Source organism: Arthrobacter sedimenti (assembly GCF_042652025.1).
Lineage (GTDB): Bacteria > Actinomycetota > Actinomycetes > Actinomycetales > Micrococcaceae > Arthrobacter > Arthrobacter sedimenti.
The window spans coordinates 144,429-159,513 of sequence record NZ_JBHSDQ010000008.1; the positions used below are offsets into that span (position 1 = coordinate 144,429).

Genomic DNA, 15,085 nt, shown 5'->3' on the forward strand with positions numbered 1-15,085 from the left:
ACCGGCCCAGCCGAACCACCGGATGCCCGCCCTCGTAGCTCAGTGGATAGAGCACGGCTCTCCTAAAGCCGGTGTCGTTGGTTCGATTCCAATCGAGGGCACTTGAACTCTCCTTCCCCGGAGCCCAGCCTCCGCGCCTACCTCCTCGGCAGCCTGGCAGCCAGCCCCGAACGCGGCGCCGGACATGCAGCCCGCTGGCGGGTGGAGCGGGACCTGCTGGACAGGTCGGACGGCACCCAGGGGACCTTTTCCGGCGTCGTCCTTTTCACTCCAACGCACGACGGCGGCCTTGCCCTTCGCGAAGAAGGCACCATGCGCTGGCCTGCTTTCACCGGCCCCGCCTCCCGGGAGTACGTCCTAAAGCCCGCCGAACGGCCTGACGCGCTGGACGTGTTCTTCCCCGACGGCCGGCCGTTCCACCGCATGAGCTTCACCCCTGACGCCAACCTCGACACGCACTGGTGCGATCCGGACACCTACCGCGTGTCCTACACCCGCCAAGGAGCCGACGCGTTCAGCTACAGCTGGGATGTGGAGGGCCCCCGCAAGGACCTGCTGCTGGTCTCACGCCTGGAAAGGACCCCCGAATGAAGCACCGGATTGTGGTGTCCGCCGTCTGTGTCTTCGACGACGCCGGACGGCTCCTGACAGTGCGGAAACGGGGAACGGCCATGTTCATGCACCCCGGCGGCAAACCGGAGCCGGGTGAAACAGCCGTCCAGGCCGCCGCCCGCGAGCTCGCCGAAGAAGTGGGAATTGTCCTGCACCCGCAGGAACTCGAGCTCATGGGGGTCTGGATCGCCGACGCCGCCAACGAGGCCGCCACCGACATCGAAGCCACCGTCTTCATCGCCCCGGGCACCTGGCAGGCCAGCCCCGCTGCCGAAATCGCGGAAATCCGCTGGCTGGACATCACCGGGCCCGCCGAGGACCAAGACTTCCCACAGGACCTGGCACCCCTGCTGACGGACCACATCCTGCCCCTGTTGGCGGCGCGGGCGGTCTGAGAAACAGACTGAGGCCGGGCCCCTAGAACTCGGGTACAGACTCCTGCGCAACCGCCGTGGCCTCGGCAAACTGCGTCCTGTACAGCTCGGCGTAGCGGCCGTCGGCTGCCAGCAGTTCGGTGTGTGTACCACGTTCCACGATGCGGCCACCCTCCACCACCAGGATGGCGTCCGCCGCGCGGACGGTGGAGAGCCGGTGCGCAATCACGACGGCGGTCCGGCCCTCGAGTGCGGCGCCCAGGGCTGCCTGCACGGCGGCTTCGTTCGTGGAGTCCAGTGCCGCAGTGGCCTCATCGAGGATGACGACACGGGGCTGGGCGATCAGGAGCCGGGCGATGGTCAGCCGCTGGCGTTCACCGCCGGAAAGCCGGTAGCCGCGCTCCCCCACCACTGTCTCCAGCCCGTCCGGCAGGGACCTGATCATGGTTTCCAGCCGGGCCTGCCGCAGGACGTCCCACATGTCCTCATCGGTTGCGTCGGGACGGGCCAGCCGGAGGTTGGAGGCGATGGTCTCATGGAACAGGTGGCCGTCCTGGGTGACCATGCCCAGGGTGTCGCGGAGCGAATCGAAGGTGGTGTCCCGGACGTCCAGCCCGGTCCCCGGCGCGGTGCCGCCTAGACGCACGGCGCCGGAGTCGACGTCGTACAGCCGCGACAGCAGCTGCGCAATGGTGGACTTGCCGGCACCCGAGGAGCCCACCAGCGCCACCGTCTGTCCCGGTTCCACCCGGAAGCTGACGCCGTGCAGCACTTCCTCGCCGCCGCGGGTGTCCAGGGTGGAGACCTCCTCCAGCGAGGCCAGGGAGACCTTGTCCGCCGAGGGGTAGGCGAACCGGACGTTGTCGAACTCCACTGATACGGGTCCGGCCGGAACGGGCACGGCGTCCGGCTTCTGCTGGATCAGCGGTTTCAGGTCCAGGATCTCGAAGACCCGTTCAAAGCTGACCAGTGCGCTCATGACTTCCACGCGGGCGTTGGACAGCGCCGTGAGCGGGGCGTAGAGCCGGGTCAGGAGCAGCGCCAGGACCACCACGTCGCCGGGCGCGAGCTGGCCGCCCAGGGCGAGCCAGCCGCCCAGTCCGTACACCAGCGCGAGCGCGAGCGCGGACACCAGGGTCAGCGCCGTGACGAACGTGAACTGCAGCATGGCCATGCGGACGCCGATGTCACGGACGCGGCCCGCGCGGGCAGCGAACTCGCGGGATTCCTCATCCGGGCGGCCGAAAAGCTTCACCAGCGTGGCGCCGGGCGCGGAGAACCGCTCCGTCATCTGGGTGCCCATGGCGGCGTTGTGCGCAGCGGCTTCACGGCGCAGGTCCGCCAGTTTGGAGCCCATGCGGCGGGCCGGGATCAGGAAGATCGGCAGCAGGACCATGGCGAGCACTGTGACCAGCCAGGACTTGTTGAGCATCACGACCAGGGTCAGAATCAACGCCACGGAATTGCTCACGACGCCGGAGAGGGTTCCGGCGAACGCGGACTGCGCCCCGATGACGTCGTTGTTGAGGCGGCTGACCAGCGCTCCTGTCCGGGTCCGGGTGAAAAAGGCGATGGGCATGCGCTGCACGTGGTCGAACACCCGGGTGCGCAGGTCCACGATGACGCCTTCGCCGATGGTCGAGGACAGCCAGCGGGTCAGCAGCCCCACTCCCGCTTCGCCCACGGCCACGATGGCGATCAGCACGGCCAGCCAGATCACCGTGCCGGCGGCGGCCTTATCGATGATGGCGTCCACCACCTGGCCGGCGAGCACCGGGGTGGCCACCGCCAGGAAGGCCGCCGCGATGGAGGAGAGCACGAAGGCGATGAGCTTGCCCTTGTGGGGAGCGGCGAAGGCCAGCACCCGTTTCAGGGTTTCCTTGGAAAACGGGTTGGAGCCGCTTTTGGCGGTGCTGATGTTGTAGAGCGAGCTCCAGGCCACGCGGTCCATGCTCATGGTTATTTCTCCTGGCTTGCAGTGTGGTGGAGCTCCTGGACCGTGCCGTTGTCCAGGTGCCACCGGTAGTCGAGTCGTACATTTTCGAGCAGCCGGCGGTCGTGGGTTACCAGCAGCAGCGCTCCGTCGTAGCTTTCAAGGGCCTCTTCCAGCTGCTCGATGGCGGGCAGGTCAAGGTGGTTGGTGGGTTCGTCCAGCACCAGCAGGTTCACGCCGCGCGCCTGCAGCAGCGCCAGTGCTGCCCGCGTCCGCTCCCCCGGCGACAGGGAATCAACGGTCCGCGCGGTGTGGTCCGCCTTGAGGCCGAACTTGGCCAGGAGCGTGCGGACATCGGCGCCGGTCCAGTCGGCCAGGACTGCTTCGACGGCGTCCCCCAGCGGCAGCCGGCCGTCAAGGAGTCCGCGGGCCTGGTCAATTTCACCGACGGCGACGGAGGCACCCATGGAGGCGTCGCCGTCGTCCGGTGCCTGGGTCCCCAACAGCAGGCGCAGGAGGGTGGACTTGCCCGCCCCGTTGGGGCCGGTGATGCCCACGCGCTCCCCGCCGTTGAGCTGGAGATTGACCGGTCCCAACGTGAATTCGCCTTGCCGTGCCACTGCATTGCGGAGGGTGGCGACGACGGCGCTGGAGCGCGGGGCCTGGCCGATGCTGAACTGCAGCTGCCATTCCTTCCTGGGCTCCTCCACCACGTCCAGGCGGGCGATGCGTGACTCCATCTGCCGCACCTTCTGCGCCTGCTTCTCCGCCGACTCGGTACTGGCGGCGCGCCGGATCTTGTCGTTGTCAGGGTTCTTCTTCATTGCGTTCCGGACGCCCTGCGAGCTCCACTCGCGCTGCGTCCGCGCACGGGACACCAGGTCCGCCTTGGTGGAGGCAAACTCCTCGTACTTCTCGCGGGCATGCCGGCGAGCCACGGCCCGTTCCTCAAGGAAGGCGTCGTAGCCGCCGTCGTAAACGGCCACGCTGTTCTGTGCCAGATCCAGCTCCACCACCCGGGTGACGCACCGGGCCAGGAACTCGCGGTCATGGCTGACCAGCACCACTCCCCCGCGCAGCCCGGTCACGAAGTTTTCCAAGGTGGCCAGGCCGGCAAGGTCAAGGTCGTTGGTGGGCTCGTCGAGCAGCACCACATCGAAGCGGCTCAGCAGGAGGGCGGCCAAGGCCACGCGTGCTGCCTGACCACCGGAAAGGCCCGTCATCAGCGCGTCGGGGCCCGCGTCCAGGCCCAGGTCTGCCAGCACCGCTGGGATGCGGTCATCCAGGTCGGCGGCGCCGGAGGCCATCCAGCGGTCGAAGGCACGGGAGTAGGCGTCATCCGATCCCGGAGCGCCCGAGCCTAAAGCTTCCGCCGTGGATTCCATCTCCGCTGTCGCCTCGGCACAGCCTGTCCGTCGGGCGATGTAGGCGGCCACCGTTTCGCCGGGGATCCGCTCATGTTCCTGGGGAAGCCAGCCGACGAAGGCATCGGAGGGGGCAAGGCTCACCGAGCCTTCCTGTGGCTGGTCGACTCCGGCAAGGAGGCGCAGCAGCGTGGACTTCCCTGCGCCATTCGCGCCCACGACGCCCACCACGTCGCCGGGCGCCACTGTCAGCGAGAGCCCGGAAAAAAGCGTGCGGTGCCCATGGCCACCGGAGACGTCCTTGGCAACAAGGGTTGCAGTCATTGATTCGTCCTTTCGCCGCTGCCCGGACAGCCGTCGACGGCCGGCAGAGGCGGCGAAATTGCGGGCCGCGGCGCCGCTGGGGCTGCAGGACATAGAAGAACCCGCTGGTCCGGACTTGGGGGGTGTACGGACCAACGGGCTCGACCATCAACTATAGACGAATCCGGGTCGCAGGCAAAATCGGCCATACGGCGCCTGCGCGATGTCGACAGGGCGTCTACCCGTGGCGGCACGGTAAAATCGTCCGGACCACCCATTCTGCAGAGAGTCCTCCATGACCCTTTCCGCCAAGGCGTTCCAGCGCTGGCTGCACAGCATCGCACCCGATGCCAGCACCGCTGACGTCTGCCGGGTCTCGGGGATCAAGCGGACCACCCTCGCCCAGCAACTGGTCCGGGGCAAGGTCTCCGTGAGTACCGTGGTCAGCGTCAGCCGCGCCTACAACATCAATCCTGTTGCCGCGCTGGCCGGATTCGACGCGTACAGCGTCCTTTCCGGCCCGCAGCGCCCGCCCACGCGCAGCGAGTTGGTAAGCCAGATTTCCACGGCAGACCTTCTGCGCGCGCTCCTGGCGCGGCCGCCCATGGAGCCCGCACGGGGAGCGTCCACCACCGCTTTGGGCCCCACCCCGCACGCCACCTCGGTGAAGAACTGGGTTGATGCAATTGACGACGGCGAGGTCCGGCACCGCGTTTCGACTACCACCGGGGTGGCCCCGCAAAATTACTCGGCCCAGTTGACGGCAAACCGGCTGTCCCCCGAGCTCGCCGTGGCCACGGCAGTGGCGGCCGGGGTTGGACCGGCCGGCGGCCTGGTGGCCACCGGGATTATCACCGAAGAGGAGGCGGGCTGGCCGCCGGGGGCGCGGCAGGCGGCCCTGGACAGCCTCTCGGACGGGGAGCTCACCGCACTGGCCGGGGAACGGCTTCAGGCATTGGGGAAAGTCCTGCGCCGGCAGGAGCAGGACCAAGCACAGACAGAAAAGATATGGGAGAACCTGGGATGATCGAAACGCTTCAGTGGACCACGCTGGCGGTTTGCGCCCTCGTCTCGGCGGCCCGTATCCCCAGCACCCTCCGTGGCGAGAACCGGTCCCTGTTCGGCATCTTTGCCTCAATGACGCTGGCCATCCTGCTGAGCATCAAGGGACCCTACCTGGTGATCGACCAGGCACTGGGCGGCATCAACCTGGCCAACCTGCTGCTGCGGTTCGTGATCTTCGGTGTCATCTTCTTCATGGGCATCCGCATTTCCAGGGGGTTCAGCGCCGACAGCGCCCACCGGCACATCACCGGAAAGACCGGCATGCTGGTCCTGCTCTTTGTCTCTGTGGTCATGGTGGCACTGTTCTTCTCCATGGACACCGCCGGCTCCTCGGCGGGACTCCAGGCCATCTCCGCCAAGGACGCCCGCCACTTCGCGCTGGTTGAGTACTACGGGGCGGCCGGCCGGGCCTACCCCGCCTACGTAGCCTTGGCATTGGTTCCGGCCTTGGTCCGGGCTGCGCAGGAACGGCTACCGGTACTGGTACGCATCGGCGCTGCGTTGCTGGCCCTGGGCGGCGTAGCGGTTGCCTTGACGCTGCTCTTCCCGGTCATTCCGCCCGAACTCGGTCAGATTGAGTTCGTCATCAACTACACGGCCATCCTGTGTTTTGTCATCGGACTGGCCCTGATCTGGGCTGCACGGGTGGTCAACAGGCGCGGCGCAGCCCCTCAAAAGACATCTACCGAAACGTAACCTTCTGCAGCTTTCACAAAATCATTAGAATGTGAAACAATCATGAATGTGTGAAGGCGGGGCCGCCTGGCGTTTTCGAACGGGGATAAATTCTGAAATGCCGGCCGCCCCGGGGGCCTTTGCACACATTGGGGGGATGAGTGGTGGCGGATCGTTGGGGACCGCCCCCACTCAGCCTGTTTAACGGCTCCTTCGCGGAAGCATACCTCCACCCGGCCCTGTGAGTTCCCGGGCAGATACAAGGACTTCCACGCTTCTAATATCCCTGTACCTGCCCAAGAACCTTCCGGGCCGCTACTTCCGGGCAAACCTCAACGTCACCAACTGGAACGGCCGCAGCCTAAGGTCGGCCCCGCTGTCGGAGGGAGCGACCCCGGGCGCCTCAGTAATGCGTTCCAGGAGGTCCGTGGCAAGAACGTTCCGCACTGGGAAATTGGCGGTAATGCTTCCAGCGGAGCGCTGTCCCAGCGACTCGTAGAGGCGGACCACAACATCTCCTGAACCGTCCTGGGCCAGTTTCACGGCTTCGATCACCAAGGCGGGATTACTGACGCTGAAGAGCGGCTCCACCGGAGAGGCACCCCGGACCAGCCGCGGTGCCAGGTTGGTCCGGTACCCCTCCTGGACTGCGTCCGCAATATCGGCGCCTGGCCGGATGGCCACCGTCAGTTCATGGTGGCCTCGGTCGGCATCCGGGTCGGGGAACTTCGGCGCCCGCAGCAGGGAGAGCCGCACCGTGGTGGTGGTTCCGCCGTCGGATTCCCGGACGCTCCTGCCCACGTCGTGGCCATACGTGGATGAGTTGGAAACCGCCACGCCGTAGCCTGGTTCGCCCACATGGATCCAACGGTGGGCGCAAATTTCGAACTTCGCCGCCTCCCAGGACGTGTTGGTATGGGTGGGCCGGAAAACGTGGCCGAACTGCGTTTCGGCAGCCGACCGGTCTGCCCGCACATCCAGGGCGAAGCCAAGTTTCAGCAGCTTTTCGCGCTCCTGCCAGTCCACGGTCGTGGTGATTTCCAATGACGGGCTACCAGGGGCCAGGGTGATCCGCTGCGTCAGCTTCGACGTGCCTGCCGACCGCTCCACAACCACCACTGCAGTGCCGCCTTCATTGGCAAGGCGGACCGACTCTGCCTGGACCAGCGGCGTGACGTTGCGCCGATAGAACTCATCGATGTCCCAGGCATCCCACTCATTGGGGGTGTCCCGGTGCAGCTCCAGCAGGTTGCCGCGCTGGCCGGGAGCGATCGCTTCGCGGCCGCTGGCGCGGTCCCACAGGGAGGACAGAAGACCGTCGGAATCCACCACCGCCCGGATGACCCCGTTGTCCAGGATATAGCCCCCGTCCTCCGGCGTGGCATGTGCCGGTTCCTGGAACGCCACGGGTTCAGCTGCGGCCAGCGCGGGGACGCCATCCCGGGCGTGCGGAGCTGCGTTCAGCAAAAATTGCCGGTCACCGGAACCAAGCATCGCGGCAGCAGCCCGGCCGATCAGCGCCTCGAGGGCAATTTCGATCGCCTGGTAGTTCCGCTCCGCGTCCTGGTGGACCCAGGCGATGGAGCTGCCGGGAAGGATGTCGTGGAACTGCTGCAGCAGGACCAGCTGCCAGAGTCGCTGAAGCTCGGCTCCCGGGTAGTCGTAGGCACTGCCGGCGCGTACGGCGGCCGTGGCGCACCACAGTTCCGCTTCCCGCAGCAGGTGCTCACTGCGCCGGTTGCCCTTCTTGGTGCGGGCCTGGCTGGTGTACGTGCCGCGGTGCAGCTCCAGATACATCTCCCCCACCCAGACGGGCAGGGCCTGGTACTCCGCCTCGGCCTGCCGGAAGAAGCTCTCGGCCGAGCCGATCCTGACCTTTGGTGATCCTTCCAAGTCCGCGGTGCGGGCGGCAGCGGCGAGCATCTCCCGGGTGGGGCCGCCGCCGCCGTCGCCATAGCCGAACGGCACCAACGACACGGAACCGCGGCCGTGGTCCCGGTAGTTGCGCTCGGCGTGCGCCAGGTCCCGGCCGCTCAGGTCCGAGTTATAGGTGTCCACCGGCGGGAAGTGGGTGAACAAGCGGGTGCCGTCGATCCCCTCCCAGTTGAAGGTATGGTGGGGCATTCTGTTGGTCTGGTTCCAGGAGATCTTCTGGGTCAGGAACCAACTGCTGCCGGCAGCCTTGACGATTTGGGGCAGGGCGGCACTGTATCCGAACGAGTCCGGCAACCAGGCTTCCCGGCACTCGACGCCAAACTCCGCCAGGAAGAAGCTTTTGCCCTCCGCGAACTGCCGGGCCATGGCTTCGCCACCGGGCATGTTGGTATCCGACTCCACCCACATGCCGCCCACGGGGACGAACTGTCCTGCCTGCACCTTTTCCCGGATGCGGCTGAACAGCTCCGGGTACAACTCCTTGATCCAGGCCAACTGCTGGGCGGACGAACAGGAGAAGACAAAGTTTGGGTCTTCGTCCATCAGGGCCACCACATTGGAAAAGGTCCTGGCGCATTTGCGGATGGTTTCCCGGACCGGCCACAGCCAGGCAGAGTCAATGTGCGCATGACCCGTGGCAACCAACTGGTGCGCCGATGCGTAGGCCGGCCTGCCGAGGACCCCGGCGAGCGCCTGCCGTCCCGCCGCAGCGGTCCCGGCAACATCGTCGGGATCCATTACGTCCATCATGCGTTCGAGGGCCCGGAGGATTTCATGGCGCCGCGGAAGCTCCAGAGGGAGTTGTTCCATGAGCCCGGACAGCGTCCAGACATCCTGCTGGAGTTCCCACACGCACTGGTTGAGTTCAGCGATGGCGATGTTGCCCAGCCGGTACTGGGGCGCTCCCCCTGCGGTTGCCTTGTCACCCAGCGGAGTGGCGGCGAAGGTCCAGCCCTGTGCCATGTCCGGGTTCGCGGCCGCCTCCACATAGAAGTCCACCGCCATGCCGCTGCCCAGCAGTTTCAGGGGGATGTACTGGTTGCGGGGAGAAATGGCCTTGATGATGGTGCCGTCGGGCCGCCAGGCAATGCCCTCGCACTGGAAGCCGGGCGCTTCGGTGGTGAACCCCAGGTCCACCACTACCTCCACCGTGGTGTCCGGGCCGCCGCCCCAGGATTCAGGAACGTCCCCTTGCAGCCGCAGCCAGGTGGTGCCCCAGGGCCGGCCCCACGCGGCGCCGGGCTCCTGCGGCTGGAACTCCTGCCGCATCGCTTCGAGCGCAGGGACCGGTTCGTCCGGGACTTCCCAGCTGCTCAGGACAAGCGGGACGGACCTGCTGTAGACGGCGGGGGCGATGCGCTCGCGCACAAACCTTGCCAGGCGGACTTCCGTGATCCTGCGGTCGTCATGCAATATATGTCCTCTTTAGGCGTGTGACTGGATCATCGTGTCCATTCGATGGACAAATCTACCCGCTGGCGGCACTGCAACCAACCCCTTTTGCAGTTATCCGGCGGTTGTCCGGACCCTGCAATCGGACCTATGCACCGGGCCCCTGCGCTGCGGGCAGGGCCGGTTCGGGCCGCAGGATCCGTGAGTTCCCGGCGTAGACGTTAAAACTGGTGCCCCGGCTGAATCCGGCCACGGTCAGCCCGTTGGCCTCAGCGAGCTCCACGGCCAGGCTCGAAGGGGCACTGACGGCCGACAGGACCGGAATGCCCGCCAGGGCGGCTTTCTGCACCAGTTCGAAGGATGCCCTGCCGGAAACCTGGAGGACCGTCCCGGCCAGCGGCAGGAGACCTTCGCGCAGCGCCCAGCCCACCACTTTGTCAACCGCGTTGTGCCGCCCAACGTCCTCGCGCAGGCAAAGGAGCCGCGGGCCACCGTCGTCCTCAATCTTGAACAGCCCCGCCGCGTGAACGCCCCCGGTATCGTCAAAGACGCGCTGGGATTTCCGCAGCAGCGCGGGCAGGGACGCCAGGACTTTTGCGTCCACCGTCAACGGGTCCGCCTGCGGGCTGAAGTGGGACGATTTCCGGACTGCCTCGATGGAATCCGTGCCGCAGATGCCGCAGGAGCTCGATGTGTAGACCTTGCGGCCTGTATCGGGAAGTGCGACGTCCGGCCGCAGCTGGGCCTCCACCACGTTGAACGTCTGGACCCCGTTCTCGTCCTCACCGGCGCAGAACCGCAGCGATACCAGCTGTTCGGGCGCCCAGATGACGCCCTCGGACACCAAGAACCCAGCCACCAGGTCAAAGTCGTCCCCCGGCGTGCGCATGGTGACCGAGTAGGAAAGCCTGCCCAACCGGATTTCGAGCGGTTCCTCCACGGCCAGGACGTCTTCGCGGTGCCGGACCGGGTACTCCAGGGCGGCGGGCGAACCGTCCAGGACATACTTGTGCACCTTGCGGCGCTGGGTTACGCGTCCCATGTTCCACCCTGCCTGTTCATTACTCCATCATGGCACCAACGGGGCCTGCCCCAGTCCAGAGCCCCAGGGGCCCAGAGCCCAGGGACTCAACGCAGCAAGGCGCGGGAGTTGCCCGTGCACCTGAAACAGGGGCCCTCAACCCAGCAGCGCACTCCAGTCCACGGGCCCGTTGGATGCCGGTTTGCCCTTGGGCTGGGCGGCCCGTGCGTTGCTTCTCGGTTTGGCTTTGGCTGCCCCTTCCTTGGGTGGCGGAATGGGTGGGCCCCAAGGCAGCGCGAAAGCGGGCACCGGTTCGCCCAGCTGCACGCCGTGCGGCGGGACCACCAGCACACCGTCGGCAGCGGCCAGGCCGCGCATCATGCCTGGGCCTGTGTGCTGCGCAGGGGAGGCCATTCCGTACAGCAGCCGGAAGGGCATCAGGCGGGTGCGTCCGGGATCGGCTTCGATCATGGTCCCGCACGGTACTGTCTGCACGTCCGGCATGGCCCGGTGCCCCAAGACGGCGAACAATGGGGCGCCGACGGTGGACAGGGCCATCATGGCCGCAAGCGGATTGCCGGGGAGCCCAAGGACAAAGCGGCCGTCCGGCAGTTCGGCCAGGACGGCCGGGTGGCCGGGCCGCATTGCCACGCCGTCGATGATGAGCCGGCCGCCAAGTTCGGCAACAGCCCGCCGGAGGTGGTCTGTGCCTGAGCGCCCGGTGCCTCCGGTGGTAATAACGACGTCGGCCGGCAGGTCGGGCGCCTCCGGCACCTCCGGCACCACGTCTTCGAGCGCCGCAAGCCATTCGGCATACGAATCGCCGATCCGCTGCTGCCCCGCATGGATACCTCCGAGCATGGCGACGACCGCCGGCAGTTGCGGGCCGAACGTATCGCGCACCTGGCCGGGAGCCGGCGTACCCCGTTCCACCACCTCGGATCCGGTCAGCACCAGACGCACCACTGGCTTACCCTGGACCTGCACTTCGTCATAGCCTGCCAGTGCCGCAAGGGCCAGGTGTGCCGGGTTGAGTTCCACCCCGGCCTTGACCAGGATGTCCCCTTCAAGGGCTTCCTCCCCGGCCTTCCTGATGTGTTCACCCGCGCGCGGTTCGCCCGGCCGGGCCTTGCCTCCCACCATCACCACCGGGCCCTCATCGTCCTGGCCCAGGACTGCGCTTTCGGTACGGAGGACTGCCTTGCCGCCCACGGGGATCAGGCCACCCGTGGCAATGGGACTGGCCTGGTGCGGCGCCAGCCGGGCGCCCGGCTCCACCGGGATCCATGGGCCGCTTCCATTGACTGCCCAGCCATCCATGGCCGAGGACGCATAGTGCGGCATGTCTTGCAGGGCCACGATGTCTTGGTCAAGTTTTCGGCCCAGGGCAATGCTCAGGGCCACGGGGCCGGGCGGAATAGGGGTGGCCGCATCGTAGGCAGCCTGCCGGGCCTCTTCCCACGTGTGTGCCAGGTGATGGTGGTGGGAGCGCCCGGGTTCGGCTTCGCCCGGCTCCGTGGTGCCGAATTCGGCGTCAGCCGTACCGCTTTCTTCCCGGGCGGTTTCTCCCGGGCAGGCGTCTTCCGGGCCGGTACCGGGCGGCGCCGCCGGATCGCTCCGGGTTTCTGCAGTCATTCGCCGGGAGTCCCGGCGGCTTCAGCGTCGTAGTCAGCTGCCAGGGAACGGGCAACGGCCAAAGCCGCGTCTATGGAGGCTGCGTCCATCTCCCTGCCGGGAGCGGCAGCCAGGCCTGCGGCATAGCCGGCAATGAAGGTGGTAAGCGGAGCGGCCGGCCGGACAACGGCATGGGCGGCAACACCGGCGAGTGCCAGCACTGCGTTGATGTCTACCTGGACGTCCTCAAGCTTGTACGCCTGGAGAAGGGATCTGCACCATTCTTCCAGCGTTTCGTCCTGGCTTTTCACGACTTGCCTCCCACGTTAGTTCCGCCCGTGCTCGGGTCCTTGCTTTCACGCTGGCTCCCGGCGGCAATCCCCAGCGCGGCAGCATCGTCCCAGGTATCCACATCGGAGGTGGACCCGGCGGGGACTGTGACAAGCTGCACGTCCAGACTAGCAAGGAGAGCCCTGACAGAGCCGTTGACCAGCGCGTTGCGGGCAGCCAACTCCGCGCACGCTTTTTTTAACCCGGGCGTGCTGTAAAAAGCCACCAACGGCTGCGCCCTTCCGTCGCCGGACCGGGCCATCACGCCCCCTGCCCCACCATCCCCGGGGCGGGTGGGAGACGCGAAAAGCGCCTCCCGCAACACAGCGACGGCCTCAGACGCAAGCGGCATGTCGCAGGCCAGCACCAGGGTAAAGGGCGCATCTCCGCCATTTTCATCCAGGGCGTGCAGCCCGGCGCCGATGGCAGCCGCGGGCCCCGCGAACGGCGGCTCCTCCCGGCACGTGAGAACACCGGGCGGCCAGCTGGCCTGGGCTACCGGGTGTGATGCTGTGCCCTGGGATGACAGGAAACCGGCGTCGCCGACGACGACAGTGCGGCGGGCACCGGCTGCAGCAGCCAGTGACCGTTCCAGCAGCGACTGGCCGCGGAAGACAAGGGACTGCTTGGGTACGCCGCCCAGCCGCGATGACCGGCCACCGGCCAAGATCAGGGCATCAAAAGCCAAGCTGTTCTCTTGCACTCCCCCAGCCTAACCACCGGCTGGCGCAGGAATCACGCCGCTTCCCCAGGACGGGGTCAGGCAGCGCGTTCGGGAAGAAGGAACGGATCCCACGCGGGGGTGGGCTTCTCCAGTTCCTTGATCTGCCAGATAGTGCCGCGCGGAGGCTCGGGCACGAACCGAAGGGTCCAGCCCATCTCGGTCGGGGTGTGGTCGCCCTTGACGTTGTTGCAGCGGAGGCAGGCGGCCACCAGGTTCTCCCATGAGTCAGCCCCACCCCGGGATTTGGGGTGTACATGGTCAATGGTGTGCGCCGCCTTGCCGCAGTACGCGCATTTATGGCCGTCGCGTCTGAGCACACCCCTGCGGCTGACAGCCGTGGAGTGGTTGTATCGGGGCCGGATGTACCGGTTGAGGAGGATCACGGACGGACGGCCCAGGACGTCGGTGGGCCCCACCACGGGGTCATCCCCTTCGGCCACGACGCTCGCCTTGCCTGTGAGCACAAGCACCAGCGCCCGGCGGAAAGTAATAACCGCCAGCGGTTCATATCCAGCATTCAGAACGAGAGTGCGCATGCACTTACCTCTTCACGGCCGCACCCGTCAGGGGCACGAGGGCCGGCTGCCCTCGGCATGTCCGGGCTATGGATCGACATCACAAGAGTAAACAGAGAAGTGCAAAATCAGGTAATCGCCGCCCGGATGCCGTGCCGGAAAAGGCGACGCCGGGCAGTCATCCCCGGCCGGCCTGGAGCTGCTTTAAACGCAAAGGACCCCCGCCGGGAGGGCGGGGGTCCTTTGACGGTAGGCACCGGCTGTTGCCTGTGCCGCACGCGAGGTGCTTACCTGACGTGGATGAAAACCGGTCCGGAGCCCACGTTTGCGCTGAAGACCACGGTGTCGTTGCCGTTGAAGCCTCCATGGACGGCCATGCCATTTCCGGCGTAGACAGCGATGTGTGCCATTCCTCCACCACCATCGGCGTAGTAGATGAGGTCTCCGGGCTGGGCCTGGGAGGCAGGCACCGTGTCACCGAGGGACAGGTACCCGGCGGGCCAGTCATGGAAGTGGATTCCGACTGCGGCCAAGGCGTTGGTCACCAGCATGGTGCAGTCCTGGTGGACACCGAGCTGGGCGTAGGCGGCGGAGAGGATTGCGGCACCCTTGCCGCTGGCGGAAGCCTGCGCCGCAGGAGCGGCCGGGGCAGCAGCGGTGGCAACCTTGGCCGTGACCTTGGGAGCAGCAACGGGCTGGGCAGCGGGCTCAGCGGCGGGAGCAGGGGCAGCTTCCTGCACTTCAACCTGCGGCTCCGGCTCGACGACGGGCGCCGGCGTGGTGGTCACGGCGGGCTTCTCGAAGCTGATGGCAATGGTGGAAGCTGCGGAAATCGGGGCGTCGACCGCGGATTCAACTTCCAGTGCGGAGGCAGGAGCAGAGTCGCGCTTGACGTTCGCGTCGGCGGCATTCGCGGCAATGCCGCTGGTCAGGACCAGGCCGGAAGCTGCGGCAATGACAGCGGCCTGGCGGCCCATGCCGCCGGCGTTGTCGCTGACAGCCTTGGCAATGACTGCGATCGAGTTGGTCTTGGTGACCTCGGCGCGGTGCCGTGCGGTAGCACGAGTCGTCATCAGTTCTCTCTTTCGTTTTCCTTGCGACCGCATGTAGGCAGGCAAAGGGTGGTAGACGCGCCGGCATCTTGGGGGTACGCCGGCGCGTCCCGAACGGGGATGTGGTTTCTAGCGAAGAAGCTTTGGGCAAAGAAATAGCCCTTGGAGCATGGAGC

General features: G+C 66.9%; 13 protein-coding genes and 1 tRNA gene. 5 read left to right on the forward strand and 9 right to left on the reverse strand.

The genetic code is table 11. The annotated features are described in order from the left end of the window. Positions 1-28 precede the first annotated feature (28 nt). The 3 genes from ACFO0G_RS17190 to ACFO0G_RS17200 all read left to right on the forward strand — a co-directional run bounded on the left by ACFO0G_RS17190 (position 29) and on the right by ACFO0G_RS17200 (position 1,007). Positions 29-101: transfer RNA gene (locus ACFO0G_RS17190), tRNA-Arg, on the forward strand. Position 102: 1 nt separating this feature from the next. Next, positions 103-591: a DUF6314 family protein gene (locus ACFO0G_RS17195; protein WP_376979155.1), complete on the forward strand. Its 489-nt coding sequence runs from the start codon at positions 103-105 to the stop codon at positions 589-591. Next, positions 588-1,007: an NUDIX hydrolase gene (locus ACFO0G_RS17200; RefSeq protein ID WP_286402038.1), complete on the forward strand. Its 420-nt coding sequence runs from the start codon at positions 588-590 to the stop codon at positions 1,005-1,007. Before ACFO0G_RS17195 ends, ACFO0G_RS17200 begins: the two co-directional genes overlap by 4 nt. Positions 1,008-1,029: 22 nt before the next feature. Here the strand turns inward: ACFO0G_RS17200 and ACFO0G_RS17205 are convergent, their stop codons facing one another. Both ACFO0G_RS17205 and ACFO0G_RS17210 read right to left on the reverse strand, forming a co-directional pair. Continuing rightward, on the reverse strand, positions 1,030-2,943 hold the full coding sequence (locus tag ACFO0G_RS17205; protein ID WP_376979157.1) for an ABC transporter ATP-binding protein: 1,914 nt from the start codon (positions 2,941-2,943) through the stop codon (positions 1,030-1,032). 2 nt (positions 2,944-2,945) lie between these two features. Beyond that, positions 2,946-4,607 carry an ABC-F family ATP-binding cassette domain-containing protein gene (locus ACFO0G_RS17210; protein WP_376979159.1) on the reverse strand — a complete coding sequence of 554 codons (1,662 nt, stop codon included), beginning with the start codon at positions 4,605-4,607 and terminating at the stop codon, positions 2,946-2,948. A 274-nt stretch (positions 4,608-4,881) separates the two neighbouring features. On the opposite strand from ACFO0G_RS17210, the gene ACFO0G_RS17215 reads away from it, so the two are divergent. Next, complete coding sequence (locus tag ACFO0G_RS17215; protein ID WP_286402030.1) at positions 4,882-5,613, forward strand: hypothetical protein; 732 nt, start codon at positions 4,882-4,884, stop codon at positions 5,611-5,613. Continuing rightward, positions 5,610-6,347, forward strand: a complete 738-nt coding sequence (locus ACFO0G_RS17220) for a hypothetical protein (RefSeq protein WP_286402028.1) — start codon at positions 5,610-5,612, stop codon at positions 6,345-6,347. The genes ACFO0G_RS17215 and ACFO0G_RS17220 overlap by 4 nt, the downstream gene beginning before the upstream one ends. Before the next feature lie 294 nt (positions 6,348-6,641). Here ACFO0G_RS17220 and ACFO0G_RS17225 read toward each other — a convergent pair whose 3' ends face one another. The 7 genes from ACFO0G_RS17225 to ACFO0G_RS17255 all read right to left on the reverse strand — a co-directional run bounded on the left by ACFO0G_RS17225 (position 6,642) and on the right by ACFO0G_RS17255 (position 14,930). Further along, the gene (locus ACFO0G_RS17225) at positions 6,642-9,674 is read right to left on the reverse strand and encodes an alpha-mannosidase (protein ID WP_376979162.1); all 3,033 of its coding nucleotides are present in this window, start codon (positions 9,672-9,674) and stop codon (positions 6,642-6,644) included. A 127-nt stretch (positions 9,675-9,801) separates the two neighbouring features. After that, the gene (fdhD, locus tag ACFO0G_RS17230) at positions 9,802-10,695 is read right to left on the reverse strand and encodes a formate dehydrogenase accessory sulfurtransferase FdhD (protein ID WP_376979164.1); all 894 of its coding nucleotides are present in this window, start codon (positions 10,693-10,695) and stop codon (positions 9,802-9,804) included. Between the two features lie 135 nt (positions 10,696-10,830). Next, complete coding sequence (locus ACFO0G_RS17235) at positions 10,831-12,309, reverse strand: molybdopterin molybdotransferase MoeA (RefSeq protein WP_376979166.1); 1,479 nt, start codon at positions 12,307-12,309, stop codon at positions 10,831-10,833. Beyond that, positions 12,306-12,599: a DUF6457 domain-containing protein gene (locus tag ACFO0G_RS17240; protein ID WP_376979168.1), complete on the reverse strand. Its 294-nt coding sequence runs from the start codon at positions 12,597-12,599 to the stop codon at positions 12,306-12,308. The genes ACFO0G_RS17235 and ACFO0G_RS17240 overlap by 4 nt, the downstream gene beginning before the upstream one ends. Then, a complete protein-coding gene (gene mobA, locus ACFO0G_RS17245; protein ID WP_376979170.1) occupies positions 12,596-13,321 on the reverse strand; it encodes a molybdenum cofactor guanylyltransferase in 726 nt (241 codons plus the stop codon). Before mobA ends, ACFO0G_RS17240 begins: the two co-directional genes overlap by 4 nt. Before the next feature lie 56 nt (positions 13,322-13,377). Beyond that, a complete protein-coding gene (locus tag ACFO0G_RS17250; RefSeq protein WP_286402017.1) occupies positions 13,378-13,878 on the reverse strand; it encodes an HNH endonuclease in 501 nt (166 codons plus the stop codon). Positions 13,879-14,144: 266 nt separating this feature from the next. Next, positions 14,145-14,930 carry an NlpC/P60 family protein gene (locus ACFO0G_RS17255; RefSeq protein WP_286402015.1) on the reverse strand — a complete coding sequence of 262 codons (786 nt, stop codon included), beginning with the start codon at positions 14,928-14,930 and terminating at the stop codon, positions 14,145-14,147. Positions 14,931-15,085: the final 155 nt, after the last annotated feature.